This window comes from Luteimonas viscosa, from assembly GCF_008244685.1.
In the GTDB taxonomy this organism is placed as follows: domain Bacteria; phylum Pseudomonadota; class Gammaproteobacteria; order Xanthomonadales; family Xanthomonadaceae; genus Luteimonas; species Luteimonas viscosa.
In genome coordinates, this window is the sequence record NZ_VTFT01000001.1 from 2,628,358 (window position 1) to 2,646,638 (window position 18,281).

Sequence of the window (18,281 nt, forward strand, 5' to 3'; positions counted from 1 at the left end):
GGCCCGCGCGCGGCGCGGGGCGGTCGGACCGGTCAGCGGTTCTCGGCCTGCGGCTGCGCGTCAGAGGTCGGCTGGATCTTGTTGTTGACCGTCACCTCGGCTTCGTTGCGCAGCTTGAGCAGGCCGCTGGTCGCCACCCGTTCGCCGGGCTTCAGGCCCTCGGTCACGGCGATCAGGTCGCCGCGGGTGGTGCCGGTCTTGATGAAGCGCTGGTTGACCACGAGCTTGTCGCCGGTCAGCGCATTGCCCTGCATGTCGGTCTCGCCTTCCTCGCGCGGCACTTCGCTGATCACGAACACCGCGTTGCCGTAGGGATTGAAGCTGACCGCGGTCTGCGGGATCACCACCACGTCGCGCTCGCCGCCGAGCGCCAGCGACACGTGGGCGAACGCGCCCGGACGCAGCTCGCCGTCGGGGTTTTCCAGCGTGGCCTGCGCGGTGAAGTTGCGCGTGCCGGGGTCGACCCCCGGTTCGATCGCCGTCACCCGGCCCTCGAACACCTTGCCGGGCAGCGCATCGACGGTGGCGCGGATCGTCGTGCCCTGCTGCAGCTTGTCCATGTACAGCTCGGGCAGGTTGAAGTCGAGGTAGATCGGGTCGAGCTGCTGCAGGCTGACGATGGGATCGCCCGGCGAGACGAACTGGCCGAGGTTGACCTTGCGGATGCCGAGCTCGCCGCTGAACGGCGCGCGGATGGTCTTCTGCGCGATCAGCGCGCGCTGCGCGTCGGCCTGGGCGCGTGCGCTGGCGGCGGTGGCCGTGCGCTGCTGCACCTCGTCCAGCGAGACCAGCTGGTCCTTGCCCAGCTGCTGCCAGCGCTCGGCCTGCACGTCGGCCAGGCGCGCGGCGGTCTCCAGCGACTTCAGCGTGGCCAGCTCGTTGTCGGTGTTCAGGCGCACCAGCACGTCGCCGGCCTTGACCGGCTGCCCGGCCTCGAACTCGATCGCGCGCACCACGCCGCCGGCCTCGGTGGTGACGTCGGTGCCGTTCACGGCGACCAGGGTGCCGACCGCCTCCGCGTCGTCCGACCAGCGCTCGGCACGCGCCACCGAGGCGCTCACCGCCGACGCCGGCTGCGGCATGTTGTCGAAGAAGTTGTTGGTCTGCGCGCCGATGAAGGCCTTGACGGCGAACACGCCGCCGAACACCAGCGCGGTCGCCAGCAGCATCAGGATCAGGCGCAACGCGAATCGCGGCTTGCGCTTCTGGGGGGCAGTGGACATGGGGGGAGCCTTGGTGGAAAGGAATCAGCGGGTCGAGCGGGTGGGATAGGGGCAGGGCGCGTCGAACACGTCGCGGCACAGGCGTTGCGTCATGCGGTCGAGCGCGTCGTCGTCGCCGGGATCGAACAGGGGTTGCCAGCCGTAGCCGTTGAGCAGGTAGTGCAGGTGCTTGAACAGCAGCCGGTACGGATCGCCGATGCCGGCCGGATCCAGCAGCCCCTGCTGCTGCGCGAGAGTATGCATGCCCAGGCACAGGATCCATGGGCCGATCGTCAGGCATTCGTCCGGCATGGCGAATCCCGCCGGCAGGTCGCCGTTGCGGCGCGCCTCGGCGGCCACCCCGTCGACCAGGGCGGCCAGTGGCTCGCAGGCCTCCAGTGCGCGTCGCCGGCTGTCGGCGGACGCGGCGCCCCAGACGACGTCGGTCCACACGAACTGGGCGAGGCGGAAATGCTCGGGCTGCTCGCGCAGCACGATCAGGTCGGCCAGCGCGATCGCGACGATGCGGTCGCGGGTAGGGCCGTTCCAGCGCGCCGCGCGTTCGAACAGTTCGACCCGACCGATGCAGTTGCGCGTCGACAGCGCCACCAGCAGGTCCTCCTTGCTGGCGAAGTGCTTGTACAGGGTGCCGATCGCGTACTCGCATTCCTCGGCGATCCTCGACATCTGCAGGTTGAGCAGCCCGTCGCGCTGGATCAGCGCCTGCGCGCAGTCGAGGAACAGGTCCTCGCGGCGCGCGAATTCCCGCTGTTTGCGATCGACGGTGGCCATGGGCGTGAGGGGGAGGACGTCGGCAGGCGGGCATTGTGAACCAGGTTCATTCCATGATCCAGCGTTCATTTGCGGCGGGCAGGGCGCCATGGCCCCCCCTGACGAACGGCAGGGTCTGACGGTCCGGCTCGCAAGTATACTCGCCGGTACAGAAATTAATCACGCCCGTGCCTGCGCGGGCCCCGCCAGGGATTTGCCCGATGCGCCGCCTCCTCGCCCCCGTGCCGCTGCTCCTCCTGCTTGCCGCCTGTGGCGGCGAGCAGGCCCCCGCGACCCCGCCCCCGCCGGAGGTCGGCGTGATCGAGGCGACGCCCGCCAACCTGCCGCTGACGCTCGACATCGGGGGCCGCCTGGCGCCGTTCCGCAGTGCCGACGTGCGCGCGCGGGTACCGGGCGTGCTGCAGAAGCGGGTGTACGCCGAGGGCAGCGATGTCCGCGAGGGCGACGTGCTGTTCCTGATCGATCCGGCACCGCTGCAGGCGGCGCTGGGGACCGCCCAGGCCTCGCTCGCGCAGGCGCAGGCGAACTACGCCAACGCGAAGGCCGGCGCCGACCGTGCGCGCCAGCTGGCGCCGCAGAACTACGTCTCGCAGTCCGACCTCGACAATGCGCTCGCCGCCGAACGCAGCGCCGCGGCGGCGGTACAGGCGGGGCGCGCGGCGGTCGATTCGGCGCGCATCAACCTCGGTTACGCGACCGTGCGCGCGCCGATCGCGGGCATCGCCGGCAAGCAACGCGTCACCGAAGGGGCGCTGGTCGGACAGGGCGATGCGACCCTGCTGACCACGGTCGACCAGGTGGACCCGTTGTACGTGAACTTCTCGATCAGCGTCAGCGAACTCGGGCGCATCCGCGCGATCGTCGCGGCCAGCGGCCGCGACCGGTCCGAGGTCGCGGTGCGCCTGCCGGACGGCAGCGAGCACGCGCACAAGGGCGCGCTCGACTTCTCGGCGGACCTGGTCGATCCGGCGACCGGCGCGGTCTCCATGCGCGCGAGCGTGCCCAACCCCGACAGGCGCCTGCTGCCCGGCACCTACGTGACCCTGGAGGCGACGATGGGCATGCAGCAGGGCGTGTTCGCGATCCCGCAGGCGGCGGTGCAACGCGACGCGAGCGGCGCCTACGTTCTGGTGGTGGGTGCCGACGGCAAGGTCGCACGCAGGGACGTGGAGACTTCGACGGCCAGCGAGGGCAACTGGATCGTCACGGACGGCCTTTCCGCCGGCGAGCAGGTGATCGTGGCCGGGGTGCAGAAGGTGCGCGTGGATGCGCCGGCCAGGGCGGTGCCGTGGCAGCGCGACGGTGCGGCGCCGCCGGCGAAGCAGGCGCCCGCCCCCGGCGCTCCGCAGCCTGCGGCACGACCCGCGGCGCCTGTCGCGCCATCCGAAGGCGCGCCTGCCGACGCCGACGCCGAGGGCTGACCGGCCATGCCAAGGTTCTTCATCCACCACCCGGTCTTCGCCTGGGTCGTCGCGATCCTGATTTCGCTCAGCGGCGTGATCGCGCTGCTCAACATGGGCGTCGAGTCGTATCCCAACGTCGCCCCGCCGCAGGTCACCATCAGTGCCACCTATCCCGGTGCCGACGCGCAGACCGCCGAGCAGGCGGTCACCCAGGTCATCGAGCAGCAACTGACCGGCATCGACAACCTGCTGTACTTCAGCTCCTCGTCGAGCTCCTCGGGCGGCGTGTCGATCACGCTGACCTTCGAGAGCGGCACCGATCCGGACATCGCCCAGGTGCAGGTGCAGAACAAGGTGTCGCTGGCGACGGCGCGCCTGCCGACCGAGGTGATCCAGCAGGGCGTGGTGGTGGCCAAGGCCAACAGCGGCTTCCTGATGGTGGTCGGCCTGCGCTCCGTCGATGCCTCGATGGACCGCAACGCGCTCAACGACATGATCGCCTCGCGCATCCTGGAGCCGCTGGCGCGGGTGCCGGGCGTGGGCAATACCCAGCACTTCGGTTCGTCCTACGCGATGAACATCTGGCTCGACCCCGAGAAGCTGCAGGGCTACGGCATGTCGGCCTCGCAGGCGCTCGCGGCGGTGCGCGGGCAGAACGCCCAGTTCGCCGCAGGTTCGATCGGCGCAGATCCCGCGCCGGAAGGCCAGGGCTTCACCGCCACCGTCGCCGCCGAGGGCCGCTTCAGCACGCCCGAACAGTTCCGGAACATCATCCTGCGTTCCGACGCCGACGGTGCCGTCGTGCGGCTGGGCGACGTGGCGCGCGTCGAGGTCGGCGCGCAGGGTTACGGCTTCGATGCCAAGTTCGACGGCAAGCCGGTGGGCGCGGTCGCGGTGACGCTGCAGCCGGGCGCGAACGCGCTGGCGGTGGCCGAGGCGGTCACCGCGCGCATGGACGAGCTGCAGGCGACGTTCCCGACCGGGGTGGAGTGGTTCACGCCGTTCGACACCACCACCTTCGTCCGGATCTCGATCGAGGAAGTGGTGGTGACCCTGGTCGAGGCGGTCGTGCTCGTGTTCCTGGTGATGCTGCTGTTCCTGCAGAACCTGCGCGCCACGATCATCCCGACCCTGGTGATCCCGGTCGCGCTGCTGGGCACGTTCCTGGGCCTGAGCATGATCTGGTTCACGGTCAACCAGCTGACGCTGTTCGCGATGGTGCTGGCGATCGGTATCGTCGTGGACGACGCGATCATCGTGATCGAGAACGTCGAACGGATCATGGCCGAGGAGCATCTGCCGGCGCGCGAGGCGACCGAGAAGGCGATGGGCCAGATCACCGGCGCCGTGGTCGCGATCACGGTGGTGCTGGCGGCGGTGTTCATCCCCAGCGCCTTGCAGGGGGGGGCATCGGGCGAGATCTACAAGCAGTTCGCGATCACCATCGCGATGGCGATGGGCTTCTCGGCCTTCCTCGCGCTGGGCTTCACCCCGGCGCTGTGCGCGAGCTTCCTCAAGCAACATGACCCGGACGCTTCGAAGAAGCAGAACGTCGTCTACCGCACCTTCAACAGGTACTACGACCGCATCAGCCGCACTTACGTGGGGCATATCGGGAGCGCGGTGAAGCACGCGCCCCGCTGGATGATGGTGTTCGCGGCGATCGCCGTGGTCTGCGCGCTGCTGTTCACCCGACTGCCGGGCAGCTTCGTGCCGGAGGAGGACCAGGGCTACGCCCTGGCCATCGTGCAATTGCCGCCCGGCTCGAGCCTGCAGCGCACGCAGGCGGTGTTCGAGGACGTGCGCACCACCATGGAAGGCCTCGACGGCTACGAAGGCATGATGCAGATCGCCGGCTTCAGCTTCGTCGGCCAGGGCGAGAACGTGGGCATGGCGTTCATCCGGCTCGACCACTGGGACGAGCGGGACGTCACCGTGCCCGAGTTCATCGCGCAGGCCAACGGCGCGCTGCAGGGCATCAAGGAAGCGCAGATCTTCGTGGTCAACCTGCCGACCATCCGTGGCCTGGGCCAGTTCGGCGGCTTCGACATGTACCTGCAGGATCGCGCAGGCCTCGGCCGCGAGGCGCTGGGCGCGGCGCGCGACACGCTGGTCGCCAGTGCCGCGCAGCAGCCGGAGCTGTTGACCGCGGTGCGCCCCAACACCCTGCAGGACGCGCCGCAGCTCAGGCTCGACGTCGACCGCGCGCAGGCGCAGGCGATGGGCCTGTCGGTGAGCGACGTGTACAGCGCGATCCAGCTGATGCTGGCGCCGGTGTACGTCAACGACTACTTCTCAGAAGGTCGCGTCAAGCGCGTGATCATGCGCGCCGACGCGCAGTTCCGCAGCGGTCCGGAATCGTTCTCGCGCTTCTACACGCCGTCGGCGCTGGAGAACGTCGACGGCAACCCGGCGATGGTCCCGCTCAGCAACGTGGTGTCCACGCGATGGCAGATGAACGCCCCGGCGCTGACCCGCTACAACGGCTACTCGGCGGTGAACATCAACGGCTCGCCGGCGCCAGGCCGCAGCTCCGGCGAGGCGATGGCGGCGATGGAGGACATCGTCGGCAACGAACTGCCGACCGGCATCGGCTACGACTGGACCGGGCTGTCGTACCAGGAAATCATCGCCGGCAATACCGCGACGTTGCTGCTGGTGCTGTCGGTGCTGGTGGTGTTCCTGTGCCTCGCGGCGCTGTACGAGAGCTGGTCGATCCCGGTCTCGGTGCTGCTGGTGGTGCCGCTGGGCCTGCTCGGCGCGGTGCTGTTCACGATGATGCGCGGGCTGTCGAACGACATCTTCTTCAAGATCGGCCTGGTGACGGTGATCGGCCTGGCGGCGAAGAACGCGATCCTGATCGTCGAGTTCGCGGTGCTCGAGCGCACCCAGGGCAAGACGTTGCGCGAGGCGGTGATCGAGGCGGCGCGCCTGCGCTTCCGTCCGATCCTGATGACGTCCTTCGCCTTCATCATGGGCGTGGTGCCGATGGCGATCTCCACCGGCGCCGGCGCCAACGCCCGCCACGCGATCGGCACCGGCGTGATCGGCGGCATGCTGTTCGCCACCTTCCTCGGCCTGCTGCTGATCCCGGTGTTCTTCGTCGCGGTGCGGCGCATGCTCGGCGACAGGATGGACGAGCCGCTGCCGACGACGGACGAGGCCACGCCGTCACCCGGGCCCGCATCGAACGACTGACGGCTGGCTGGGGAACGCGCGTGGCGGGGGCCGCCATGTGCGTCGATGCGCGGCGGTGTCCTGGCCGTCAGTCGTGAAGCGGCCGGTCCCCGGCCCTGGAGCCATGCTGCGCAGGCACGACGCGCAGGCCGCGCCGCCGCGGCCGACTCAGCCGTGGCGCGACAGGTGCATGGCGTAGAAGGCGGCGCCCAGGTGCGGTGGACGCAGCGGCGCACGCACGTCGAAGCGCGGGCAGGCCGCGTGCAGCGCCTGGGTGAACGGCGCCAGTAGCAGTGCGCCGGCGCTGAACGCGCCACCCGAGTACGACACCGGCACCGCCTCGCCGTCGTCGAAGGCGAGCGTGCGGCGCAGCGCGTCGGCGATGCGCGCCAGCTCCTCGCCGGCCACGCGGAAGATGCCGGCGGCGGTGGGGTCGCCCAGTCCTGCGGCCTCGGCCACCAGCGGCGAGAGCTGCGCCAGAGCGCCACGCGCCAGCGCATCCTCCCCGTACACGTGCGCGCACAGGTCCAGATCGTGTCGCAACCCGAGACGCTCGCGCAGCAGCGTGTGCAACGGGCCGCGCGGCAGCCGTCCGTCGCTCATCCGCGAGAACGCGTTGAGTCCCTGCACCGCGATCCAGTAGGCCGAGCCTTCGTCCGAGAACGCCTCGCCCCAGCCGCCGCAACGCGCCGCGCGGTCGCCGCGCTGGCCGTAGCCGATCGAGCCGGTGCCGGCGACGACGTTGATGCCGTCGCCGCAGTCGAACGAACCCGCCCAGCCGCAGACCATGTCGTTGTCGCAGGTGTAGCGTTCGTGTCCCAGCAGGTCGCGCGGCATCGCATCGAGCAGCGGCGTGACGCGGCTGTCCTCGCCGTAGGCCGGGAGGCCGAAGAAGGCATGGCGGACATCGACGCGCGTGCGGCCGGCGCGCGCAAGCGCCGCGTCGATGCCTTCGCCCAGCGCCGCGCGCACGCCGTCGAGGCCGACCTGCGGATGGTAGGTGGTGCCGACCCGCGATTCGCCGAGGAGGCCGCCGCTGGCGTCGACCACGGCGAAGCGGGTCTTGGTGCCGCCGCCGTCCACGCCCAGGAAGCAGTCGCCGGCCATCAATCGGCCAGCGGGTGGATGCGCACGCCCTGCACGACGCGGTTCACCGTGCCCTGCACGTTGGGATTGTCGGGCGACAGGCCGAGCGCGCGCGAGGCGAAGAACGCGTACAGCTGGGCGACCGCGACGTAAGGCCACAACAGCTCGACGTCCCGCGCCGCGGCCATGCCGGGTACCGCGAGCGTGTCGCGCGCCGCCTGCGGCCGCGGATGCGCGGTGACCTCGATCACGCGCGCGGCGCAGCCGTCCTGGCGCAGTTCGTCGACCAGGTCCTGGTCGTAGCGGCGGGTGGTCGCATCGCCGGAGACGAACACCACCACCAGGGTGCGGTCGGTGACGAAGGTCTTCGGCCCGTGGCGGAACCCGAGCGGGGAATCGAAGCAGGTCGCGACCGCGCCGTTGCTCAGCTCCCCCAGTTTCAGGCATGCCTCGCGGGCCAGGCCCTGGAAGGGTCCGCTGCCCAGATAGACGACGCGGTCGAAGCCGCGCAGCGCGAGTTCCTGCAGTGCCGGCCGGGCGTCCGCGATGACGCGGGCCATGGCATCTGCGACCGCCGCGATGCGTGCGTCCAGCGCCTCGACCCCCGCCAGCGCGGCGAGCGTGGCGTACATCATGCAGCTGAAGCTGGAGGTCATCGCGAAGCTGGCGTCGTGCGTCTCCTCCGGCAACTGCAGGGTCATCGCCTGGCGCGCGGCGACGCGGCCGAGCGCGCCGTCGGGATTGCAGGTGACCAGCAGGTGGCGCACGCCCGGGACCAGGGCTTCGGCCAGTTCGACCGCGGCCAGGCTTTCCGGGCTGTTGCCCGAGCGTCCGAACGAAACCAGCAGCAGCGGCCGGTCCGGGTCGACGTACAGACGCGGGCAGCTGACGATGTCGGTGGTCGGCACGGCATCCACGCGCGCGGCCAGCTGCCGATCGAGCAGGGGCGCCAGGCACTGGCCGATGTAGGCCGAAGTCCCGGCCCCGGTGAGGATGATGCGCGCCGCCGGATCGCGGGCGACCGGTCCGACGAACGCCTCGATCCGCTCGCGCAGTTGCGAGAGCAGCGCGTGCGTTTGCGCGAGCATGCGCGGCTGCTGCTCGATCTCGCGCGCGGTGTGCAGCGCGCCGGATGCGGCGAGCTCCGGCTCCGGAACGCCCAGGTATTCAGCGGTGGTCATGGCGGGGATGGCATGCACGGTGGTAATCATCGAGGACGGTGGCGACGTGCGCCATGACGAGGGAATGGGGATCGCGGGTGGCACGTCCCTCGCGCATGGCGTGCAGGGCGTGCGGGAGATGCTGGCTGAGCAGGGGCAGCGGCGGCGGCCGGTCGCGCAGGTTGGCGAACAGGCGCTGGCGGGCCCGCTCGATCGCGGGATCGGGCCAGTAGTAGCGGATGCGGTCGCTGAGGCTGTACGACAGGTCGAGCTCGAGTTGCGCGCCCTGCGCGTGGTAATGGCGCTGCCAGTGCCCGGGCTGCTCGCGCATGCGCGCAAGCGAGAGTTCGCGCAGGTTGGCGCGTGCGTCGGGTTCGACCGTCTCGCGTTCGATCGCATCGAGCGCCCACAGCGCCTCGCGCAGCGCGAACGTCAGGCCGGGGCCGACCTTGAGGATGGCGAAGTGGTCGCGCACCAGCGCCCGCAACGCGCCGGCGGTCTGGTAGTCGGTGGAATGCGCCTCGAACACCATGCCCGGCACGCTGGCGATCGCGTCGCTGAGCGCATGCGCCGCGTCGGGACGGTAATCGACGACCTCGTGGTGGTCGAACTCGACCCCCGGCTGCACGACCGAGGCGACCACCCGCGCCCATGCCGCCTCCAGCCCCGCGGCGGCGAAGGCCTGGCGGTGCGCCTCGATCGTCGCCAGGGCCGCCTGCGCCGTGGTGGGTTCCAGGCCTTCGATCGCCTCGGTGGCCCCGCCCGGCACCGGCACTTCGGTCCCGATCACGTAGACCGGCGGTTCGCCGCCGGCGCGGGCATGCGCGGCTTCCGCCGCCAGGCACAGGCGCACCGCGCGCTCGACGACCACCGGTTCCGGCAGCGGCACCGGGTCGCCGGCGCAGGCCATCGAGCAGTCGAGGTGGATCTTGCGGAATCCCGCGGCGACGTAGGCATCGACCATCGCCTCGGCCTTGTCCATGGCCGCCGCGGCATCGAGCGCGGTCCACGGGTTGGGGCCGAGATGGTCGCCGCCGAGCGCGATGCGCGCCGGGTCGAAGCCGACGTCGACGGCGATCGCGTGCACGAAGCGCACGAAGTCCGCAGGGACCATGCCGGTGTAGCCGCCGTCCTGGTTGACCTGGTTGCAGGTCGCCTCGAACAGCGCCACCGGCGCCGCGACCGCCAGCGCATGGCGCAGCGCGGCCTCGATGACGATCGGATGGGCGGAACAGACCGAGGCGATGCCCACGGCCTCGCCGCGCTTGTGCCGTTCGATCAGGTCGAGCATGACGCGCATCGCATGCGACTCCGTGTCAGGGCGCCCGGGGCGCGGGGGCGTCGTGCTCGGGCTGCAGCACCAGCAGCAGCGAAGCCACCAGCGCCAGCGCGAGGCCGACCATCTTCAGGGGGCCGGGCACCACGCCGGCGATCAGCAGCGACAGCGCCGCGGTGACCAGCGGCGCGCCGGCATTGGTCAGCGGCGCGACCACGATCGCCTTGCCGTAGCGGAAGGCATAGACCAGCATCAGCGCGCCGACCGCGTTGAGGGTCTGGATCGCGGCGGCCATCCACGGCCCGTCGAGGCCCAGGTTCAGCGGTTGCGTCCAGTCGGTCATGCCCCACGCCACCGGGATCAGCAGCAGCGCCCCGAGCATCATGTAGAAGAAGATGCTCTCGGCGCCGACGGTGTTGTTGGCCAGCTTCATGAAATAGGCCTGCACCCCCCAGGCCAGCATGATCAGCAGCGCCAGCGGGAACCAGCCCAGCCCCTGCGCGCCGCCGCCGAACGACAGGTCGAGCATCGGCAATGCCACCAGCGCCAGCGCGATGCCGAGCGCGCCGAGCCGGCCGGTACGCTCGCGCAGCAGCAGGAACGACAATGCGATCGTCACCACCGGCGACAGCGAGATCACCGGGAAGATGAAGTAGGCGGGCCCGGTGGTGAGCGCCTTGAACAGCACCATCTGCCCGCCTGCGCCCAGCAGGCCGATGGCCATGCCGTAGCCGATGGCGCCGGGGGTGCGGTCCAGCGACCAGCCGGTGCGCCACAGCACGAACAGCGCCGGCGGGATCATCGTCAGCGCCCATACGCAATACACCAGCGTGTCCGGAAAGCCGTGCTGCGAGGAAAGCCCCGCCAGCGCGCCCCAGACGCCCCACAGCAGGACGGTCACCAGCGCATAGACCAGCCACGGGCGTCCCGTGCGCGGTGCCGCGCTCATGCGCCTTCGCCTTCGGGCAGCGCCTGCAGCAGCAGGAAGCCTTCGAATGCGGCGTCCAGCGTGTTCGCGCGTGAATCGACGACCCCCAGCTCGCGATCCTCGAACAGGTCGCGCACACGCCAGCGGCCCTTGCCGAGGCCGCGCAGTTGCAGCGGGCCGTTCCAGGCATCGGCGTAGAACGCGTAGTACATCGCGCCATCCTTCGCGATCGCGTGCGCCTCCGGCCTGTCGAAGCCGATGTCGTACAGCGCGCCGCGATATTCGCCCTTCGGCAGCATGTGCGCCTTGTACAGGTCCACCCACTTGCGCCACAGCGCTTCCTTCTCCGGCGTCAGCACGAAGCCGCCGGGCGGCAGCGGGCCGGGGTTGGGACGGTCGGTGTCGCGCGGCCAGGTGAACTTGGTCGAGATCACCGCGCCGATGCCGACGCTGCTGGCGAAGTCCTGGCCGCCGGTGCTGAGTTCGACGTGGTCGCCGGCGTAGCTGCTGCCGCGCCCCATCAGCGCCTTGACGGTCTTGCCCTTGTGCCGCACCTGCCAGGACGACAGCGGGTCGGACGAAGGGAACTGGTCGGTGGCCGGCAGGTTGTGGAACGCGAACGCGGTGCCGCAGGGGCACAGTTCCACCACCGCCTCGGGATTGGCCTCGCGCGCGGCGGCGTGGATCGCGTTCCAGAAGTCGGGCAGCTTCTCGCACGACTCGGCCGGGTGCGCGTGGTTGTGCGCGGGGTTATGGCAGGGTGCGACCGCGTTGAGGTGCTGGCCGTCGAGCTTCAGTCCCTCGAAGCCCCATTCGCCGATCGCCTTCTTCACGAACGCGACGTAGTAATCGATGGTCTTGTCGTAGGCGGGGCACTGGGTGAGCGCGTTCCACCACGTCACCTTCTGGAAACCGCCGTATTCGTCCAGCAGCAGCATGTCGGGGTGCTGGTGCAGCACGTCGCTGCCGGGGTCGGCCGCCAGCGGCGCCAGCCACAGGCGCGGGCGCAGGCCCTGGGCGCGCACCGCATCGGTGAAGGCGCGCATGTCGGCGTCGCCGCGCGGGAACTTGCGCAGGTCGATCGCCCAGTCGCCCTCGTTGGTCTGCCAGCCGTCGTCGAGCACCGCCCACTCGAACCCGAGTTCGCGCGCCTTGGGCAGGGTGGCCAGCACCTGCTCGGTGGTGAAGTCGCGCTCGTAGCCCCAGGCGCACCAGATCGGCGCGAAGGCGGAGTCCGGCACCTCGCGCGCGGCGATGCCCTGGTCGCCCAGCAGGCCGCGGTAGAGTTCAAGCGGGGCGTAGAAATCGCCGCTGTGCACGCACAGCAGCGTGCGCTCGGTCGTCAGCGTGCCGCCCGGCGGCAGCGTGGCCGGCTGCGCGCTTTCAAGCGCGATGCTGGCGCCGCGCGCGGTCTTGCGCACCGGCATGTCCAGCAGCCGCGGCATCGCCTCGACATGGCCCACGGCCAGGCCGCCGTCGCGGCGCCACAGGTCGGCCACCGGCGTGCCGCCACCGTAGTCGGACGAATCCATCGCCAGGGTGTTGCGCTGGTTGAAGTCGGCGTCCACCGGCTGCACCCAGTCGCGCCGGTCGGTATGGGTGGCGCCGGAGAAGCTCCAGAAGCCCCCGGGCGCATCGTCCAGCTCGTACGCGGCGTTGCGCCAGCCGGCCAGCTCCAGCGGGGCGTCGCCGCCGTTGCGGTAGGTGGTGGCCAGGATCGCCAGGCCCGGATAGCGTGCGTAGAAGGTCAGGTCGACGGTCTTCTCGATCCCGCCGGCCGAGCGGCCGCGCAGGACATGGCGGCGTCCGCTGCCGTGGCGCGCGTCGTCCAGCGGTTGGATGCGCTCGTCGGCGAAGGCGAAGTCCTGCAGTTCGGTGCCGTCGGCCAGCAGCAGCACTTCGCTGGGCTGGAAGCCGGTCATCGCGTTGCCGCCGCGCTCGATCGCGGTATGCATGCGCGCGTCGAAGCGGATGGCCAGGCGGTCGTCGTGCGCCACCGCGCGTGCCGGCCGGGAGGACCCGGCACGCGCGGCGGACAAGGAGGGGAGCGCGGCCAGCGCGACGGTGCCGGCGGCCAGCTTGAGGACGGTGCGGCGTCCGATCGGGGTCATGGGACGGTTCCGAAGGAGTGCGGGGGCATTCTGCGTGACGGGCCCCAGCGATGCAACATTTTTGTTTCGATATGTTGTATATAAGTTTCGTTACATTCCGACGGAGCCCGCGATGCACGCCCGGTCCCTTGCCTGCCTCGGCGCGATCCTGGCGCTCGCGACCGCCTGCGCGCCGGTCGCCACCACCCCCGCCGTGGCCGATGCGGCCGCGAAGGATGCGACCTACACCATGGCCGATTTCGCCCGCGTGGCGAAGTTCGACGCGCACGTGCACGCCAACACCTCCCAGCGCGCCTTCCTCGATCAGGCCGCGGCCGACAACTTCGAACTGCTGACGATCAACGTCGACTACCCGGTGTTCCCGTCGATCGCCGACCAGCGCACCGCCGCGCTCGCGCTGGCGAAGGCCGATCCCGCGCGCCTGCACTGGGCCGCCACGTTCTCGATGGACGGCTTCGGCACCCCGCAGTGGCGCAGTTCGGTCGGGCAGGCGGTCGACGCCGCGGCCGATGAGGGCGCGCTGGCGGTCAAGATCTGGAAGAACGTGGGCATGATCGAGAAGGATGCGGACGGGCGCCTGGTCATGCTCGACCATCCCGCGCTGGCGCCGGTGGCCGAACACGTGCGCGCGCGCGGCCTGGCCCTGATCGGCCACCAGGGCGAGCCGCACAACTGCTGGCTGCCGCTGGAGCAGATGACCACCGACAACGACCGCGAGTACTTCGCCAACCACCCGCAGTACCACATGTACCTGCATCCGGACGAGCCTTCGTACGAGGACCACATGGCGGTGCGCGACCGCTTCGTGGCCGCGCATCCGCGGCTGCGTTTCGTCGGCGCGCACATGGCCAGCCTCGAATACGACGTCGATCGCCTGGGCGCGTTCCTCGACCGGTTCCCCAACGCCAGCATCGACCTCGCCGCACGCATGAGCCAGGTGCAATACCAGTCCGTGCGCGACCGCGAGCGCGTGCGCCGCTTCTTCATCCGCCACCAGGACCGGATTCTCTACGGCACCGACCTCACCCAGGCGCCGGACACGGAGCCGGACGAGATGCGCCGCACCGCCCACACGGTCTGGACGGCGGACTGGCGCTATCTGGCGACCGCCGAAACCCAGCACGTGGACATGATCGGCGCGGACGTGGCGGGCCTGGCGCTGCCACGTGCGGTGATCGACAAGATCTACCACCACAATGCGCGTCGCGTGTTCCTGCGGGAAGGCAACGCCGATTGACGTCGCGCGCGATGCGTTCCGATCGACGGCGACGCGGCCGTTTCCGGGTCATGTACGCATGCATCCGCATGCGTCGAAGCACGTGGCTGGCCGGGACGACCTAGGCCAGCAGCAGTTCGAAACCGAGCTGCTGGCTGGCGGCGCGGATGTCCTCCGGCGCGCCGGTATCGGTGATCAGCGTGTCGAGGTCGGTGACCGGGATGATGCGGTGCAGGCACACGGTGCCGAACTTCGAGCTGTCGGTGATCGCGACCACCACGCGCGCGGCCTCGACCATCTTGCGGTTGAGCATCGCCTCGGGCTCGTAGTGCGTGGTGATCCCGCGCTCGAGATCGAAGCCGTCGACCCCGAGGAACAGCCGGTCCACGTGCAGCGCGTCGAGCGCCTCGACGGTGAGCCCGCCGTAGAAGGCCATGTTCTTGCGGCGCAGCTCGCCGCCGAGCATCACGATGCGGATGTTGTTCTTCGGGGTCAGCGCGGCCAGCACGTTGAAGTCGTTGGTGACCACGGTGACGTCGATGTTCGGCAGCGCCTCGGCCAGCTGGATGGCGGTGGTGCCCGAATCGATCGCGATGGTGTCGCCGGCCTTGACCAGGGTCGCCGCGCGCAGCCCGATGCGGCGCTTCTCGTCGAGGTGCGAGGTGCGCTTGGCCTCGTAGGGCGGTTCGGACAGGGCGCCGCCGACCACGTGGCTGTCGATCGCGCCGCCGTAGGCGCGGGCCATGACCCCGCGCTCGGCGAGGTAGCGCAGGTCCTTGCGTACCGTCTGCATGCTGACGCCGAAACGGCGCGCCAGCGCGGTCACCTGCACGCTGCCGTGCTGGCGCACGAGTTCGCTGATCTGCAGGCGTCTCTGGCTGGTGTCGCGGGTGGCGGCCATGGGGTCCTTTCCTCTGCGGTCGGAGTATGCGACATTTCGTTAAATTTCGCTATTGATGCGAAACGAAACATAGGATAGGCTCGGTTTCGTTTCGTTCACCTTCCGCCCGCTACCGCCCCGAGGAGACCTCCGTGACGACCGTCCGACTGCACCGGAAAACGCTCGCCTTCAGCATCGCCCTGGCGATGCTGGCGCCGTATCCCCTCCTCGCCCAGCAGTCCGACCCCGCCGCGGTCGAACCGTCCGCTGCGGAACCGGCACCGGGCAGCGACGAGGCGATCGAGTCGATGGAGACCGTGGTGGTCACGGGCGTCCGCGGCAGCCTGGCGCGCGCCACCGAGCTCAAGCGCGATTCCTCGACCGTGCAGGATTCGATCAGCGCGCTGGAACTGGGCAAGTTCCCCGACGACAACGTCGCCGACTCGCTGAGCCACATCACAGGCGTCTCGATCTCGCGCACGGCGGGGGGCGAAGGGCAGCGGGTGAGCGTGCGCGGGCTCGGCCCGGAATACACGCTGACCACCTTCAACGGCCGCATCCTCGCCACCGACGGCGCCGGCCGCGACTTCGCCTACGACGTGCTCCCGGCCGACGTCATCAGCGGCGCCGACGTGATCAAGGGCGCGCAGGCCTCGCTGACCGAGGGCGCGATCGGCGGCCTGGTCAACCTGCGTTCGGCCAGCCCGTTCGACCGCACCGGGCAGCACGGCGCGCTGCGCCTGGAAGGCGACCGCAACCTGATGTCGGAATACGACGGCGGCAAGCTGTCGGCCGTCTACAGCAACACCTACGCCGACGATACCTTCGGCGTGCTGGTCGGCCTGGTCTACGCGAAGCGCAAGGACCGCACCGACGTCGCCGGCAACGATGGCGGCTGGAGCCGCAACGCCGATCCGAACGACGAGAGCTGGCTGTGGGGCAACACCTGGGGCGGCCATATCGATCCCGACGGCAACGGCGTGCTCGACGAGGACGAATACGGCCTGATCGGCCCCGGCCAGTTCCGGGTCGGTTCGATCCTGGAAGAGAAGAAGCGCACGGCGCTGTCGGCCAAGCTGGAGTGGCGGCCGAGCGACAGCGTGAGGATCTCGGTCGACGGCCTGAAGACGCGGCTCGATTCGCCGCAGGTCGGCTACCAGCAGTCGTACTATCCGCTGTTCGCGCCGGGGCGCTGGTCGAACATGACCATCAACGACGGCATCGTCACCGACTTCACCATGGACAACCCCGATCCGGAGATGCGGCTCAATCCCGAGCTGCTGAACCAGACCGAGTACCGGGTGGTCGATACCGACCTGTACGGCGTCAACGGGCAATGGAAGGTCAACGACGACTTCACCCTCACCGCCGACCTGTACCGCTCCACCTCCAGCCGCTATTCCGGTGGACAGGATTCGTACGTGGTGCTGCGCATGAACCAGCCCAACGTGGCGCGGATCTGGCTGGACGGCGGCGTGCCGAACGTGCAGGCGACCTTCGCCGACGGCCGCGACCTGATCGGCGGCCTGGCGGCCGGCCAGTTCGGCGCGGACGATTTCAACACGCACTACTTCTCGCTGGCCGGCGACAACATCGACGACCGGATCACCGGAGGCGCCGTCGCCGGCGAGCTGTTCGTCGGCGAACTCGGCATCGACAGACTGAAGTTCGGCGTCAACCGCACCGACCGGCGCAAGGCCCGCGACCTGGTCAACAACGCCCTCAACGGCGGCGCGGACTACTACTCCGGCGGCAACGCGATCAACGTCGGCGACCTCGGCGGCAGCGTGATCTCGGACACCTTCAACCTGCCCAACTTCATGAGCGGCGTGTCGTCGGTGTTCCCGCGCTCGTTCCTGGGCTTCGACGTGCCCGGCTACATCGCCGCGCTCGAGGCCTACGACGGCAATCCGCGCCCGGGCGGCGGCAGCTACGACTACGCCGCGGCGGCGCCAGTATGGAACCCGCTGCAGAGCTATCGAGTGTCGGAAAAGACGCTGGCGAGTTATATCGAGCTGGACCTGTCGGGCGAGCGCTGGAGCGGCAACGTCGGCCTGCGCCTGGTCAAGACGCGCACCACCGCGCAGGCTTGGGACGCGGAGATCCTGAGCATCGTCGAGTTCGGCGCCTTCAACTACTCGGCCGTCTACGCCGAGCCGTCGTCGGTCTACCAGGAATCGGAATACACCTACGCCCTGCCGACGGCCAACTTCACCTGGCGCTTCACCGACGACCTGCAATTGCGCCTGGGCGCCGCCAAGACCATGGCGCGCCCGGCGGTGAGCCAGCTGGCGCCGACCAACACCACCGAGAGCGTGGCCTGGGGCGAGTTCACCCAGATCTACGGCGGCAACGCCGAACTCGAGCCCTACAGCGCGAAGCAGGCGGACGCATCTCTGGAGTGGTACTTCGCCGAGAACTCGATCGCCAACTTCGCCGTCTTCCGCAAGCGCATCGAGAACCAGATCACCACCAGCTGGGAGCCCGGCCAGGACATCGGCGTGGGCCCGATCGTCGACACCGACGGCAACCCGGTGACCGATGGCCCGACCCTGTTCAACATCATGCGCCCGATCAACGGCGACTACGCCAAGGTCCATGGCTTCGAGGCGGGCCTGCAGCACTTCTGGGAAAGCGGATTCGGCTTCCGCGCGCAGTACACACGCAACTGGTCGAGCAGCTGGGTCGACGACGAGGAGCGTCCGCTGGAAGGCATCGCGCCGTCGGTCTACTCGCTGGGGGTGATGTACGAGAAGGGCCCGTGGTCGCTGGGCGCGACCGCCGACCGCACCGACGGTTTCGTCACCGCCATCAACGTGCTCGGCGGCGGCTACAACGAAGAGGCAGACCCGATCACCTGGCTCACCGCGCACGCGTCCTACAACGTCAACGACGACTTCACCGTGTCGCTGGAGGGCAGCAACCTGCTCGACGAGGCCAATACCTACAGCATCAACGGCAATCCGCTGCTGTCGCAGGGGTACTACCGCTACGGTCGTTCGATCACGGTGGGCCTGAGCTACCGGTTCTGACGGTTCCGCGCGGCCAGC

12 protein-coding genes are annotated in these 18,281 nt (G+C 69.9%); 4 read left to right on the forward strand and 8 right to left on the reverse strand.

What is annotated here, in order from left to right; all coding sequences use genetic code 11:
• Positions 1 to 32: 32 nt before the first annotated feature.
• Together FZO89_RS11605 and FZO89_RS11610 are read right to left on the reverse strand one after the other, a co-directional pair.
• Positions 33 to 1,223, reverse strand: coding sequence for an efflux RND transporter periplasmic adaptor subunit (locus FZO89_RS11605; RefSeq protein WP_149103405.1), 1,191 nt, complete (start codon positions 1,221 to 1,223; stop codon positions 33 to 35).
• A 24-nt stretch (positions 1,224 to 1,247) separates the two neighbouring features.
• On the reverse strand, positions 1,248 to 1,994 hold the full coding sequence (locus FZO89_RS11610; protein WP_149103406.1) for a TetR/AcrR family transcriptional regulator: 747 nt from the start codon (positions 1,992 to 1,994) through the stop codon (positions 1,248 to 1,250).
• Positions 1,995 to 2,194: 200 nt separating this feature from the next.
• Between FZO89_RS11610 and FZO89_RS11615 the strand changes: the two genes are divergently transcribed.
• Together FZO89_RS11615 and FZO89_RS11620 are read left to right on the forward strand one after the other, a co-directional pair.
• Positions 2,195 to 3,415 carry an efflux RND transporter periplasmic adaptor subunit gene (locus FZO89_RS11615; RefSeq protein ID WP_149103407.1) on the forward strand — a complete coding sequence of 407 codons (1,221 nt, stop codon included), beginning with the start codon at positions 2,195 to 2,197 and terminating at the stop codon, positions 3,413 to 3,415.
• A 6-nt stretch (positions 3,416 to 3,421) separates the two neighbouring features.
• Positions 3,422 to 6,595, forward strand: coding sequence for a multidrug efflux RND transporter permease subunit (locus FZO89_RS11620; RefSeq protein ID WP_149103408.1), 3,174 nt, complete (start codon positions 3,422 to 3,424; stop codon positions 6,593 to 6,595).
• A 147-nt stretch (positions 6,596 to 6,742) separates the two neighbouring features.
• Here the strand turns inward: FZO89_RS11620 and FZO89_RS11625 are convergent, their stop codons facing one another.
• From FZO89_RS11625 to FZO89_RS11645, 5 genes are read right to left on the reverse strand one after another with little or no spacing between them, the layout of a single operon-like run.
• Entirely contained in the window at positions 6,743 to 7,681 is a 939-nt protein-coding gene (locus tag FZO89_RS11625; RefSeq protein WP_149103409.1) for an N-acetylglucosamine kinase, read from the reverse strand.
• A complete protein-coding gene (locus FZO89_RS11630) occupies positions 7,681 to 8,841 on the reverse strand; it encodes an SIS domain-containing protein (protein WP_149103410.1) in 1,161 nt (386 codons plus the stop codon). The genes FZO89_RS11625 and FZO89_RS11630 overlap by 1 nt, the downstream gene beginning before the upstream one ends.
• Positions 8,828 to 10,120, reverse strand: coding sequence for a D-tagatose-bisphosphate aldolase, class II, non-catalytic subunit (locus FZO89_RS11635; protein ID WP_149103411.1), 1,293 nt, complete (start codon positions 10,118 to 10,120; stop codon positions 8,828 to 8,830). The genes FZO89_RS11630 and FZO89_RS11635 overlap by 14 nt, the downstream gene beginning before the upstream one ends.
• Positions 10,121 to 10,136: 16 nt before the next feature.
• Positions 10,137 to 11,045, reverse strand: coding sequence for a DMT family transporter (locus FZO89_RS11640; protein ID WP_149103412.1), 909 nt, complete (start codon positions 11,043 to 11,045; stop codon positions 10,137 to 10,139).
• Entirely contained in the window at positions 11,042 to 13,135 is a 2,094-nt protein-coding gene (locus tag FZO89_RS11645) for a glycoside hydrolase family 36 protein (RefSeq protein WP_149103413.1), read from the reverse strand. The genes FZO89_RS11640 and FZO89_RS11645 overlap by 4 nt, the downstream gene beginning before the upstream one ends.
• A gap of 112 nt (positions 13,136 to 13,247) precedes the next feature.
• On the opposite strand from FZO89_RS11645, the gene FZO89_RS11650 reads away from it, so the two are divergent.
• Positions 13,248 to 14,372 carry an amidohydrolase family protein gene (locus FZO89_RS11650; protein WP_149103414.1) on the forward strand — a complete coding sequence of 375 codons (1,125 nt, stop codon included), beginning with the start codon at positions 13,248 to 13,250 and terminating at the stop codon, positions 14,370 to 14,372.
• Between the two features lie 100 nt (positions 14,373 to 14,472).
• Here FZO89_RS11650 and FZO89_RS11655 read toward each other — a convergent pair whose 3' ends face one another.
• Complete coding sequence (locus FZO89_RS11655; protein ID WP_149103415.1) at positions 14,473 to 15,252, reverse strand: DeoR/GlpR family DNA-binding transcription regulator; 780 nt, start codon at positions 15,250 to 15,252, stop codon at positions 14,473 to 14,475.
• Between the two features lie 131 nt (positions 15,253 to 15,383).
• On the opposite strand from FZO89_RS11655, the gene FZO89_RS11660 reads away from it, so the two are divergent.
• The gene (locus FZO89_RS11660; RefSeq protein WP_262378628.1) at positions 15,384 to 18,263 is read left to right on the forward strand and encodes a TonB-dependent receptor; all 2,880 of its coding nucleotides are present in this window, start codon (positions 15,384 to 15,386) and stop codon (positions 18,261 to 18,263) included.
• The last annotated feature ends 18 nt before the right edge of the window (positions 18,264 to 18,281 follow it).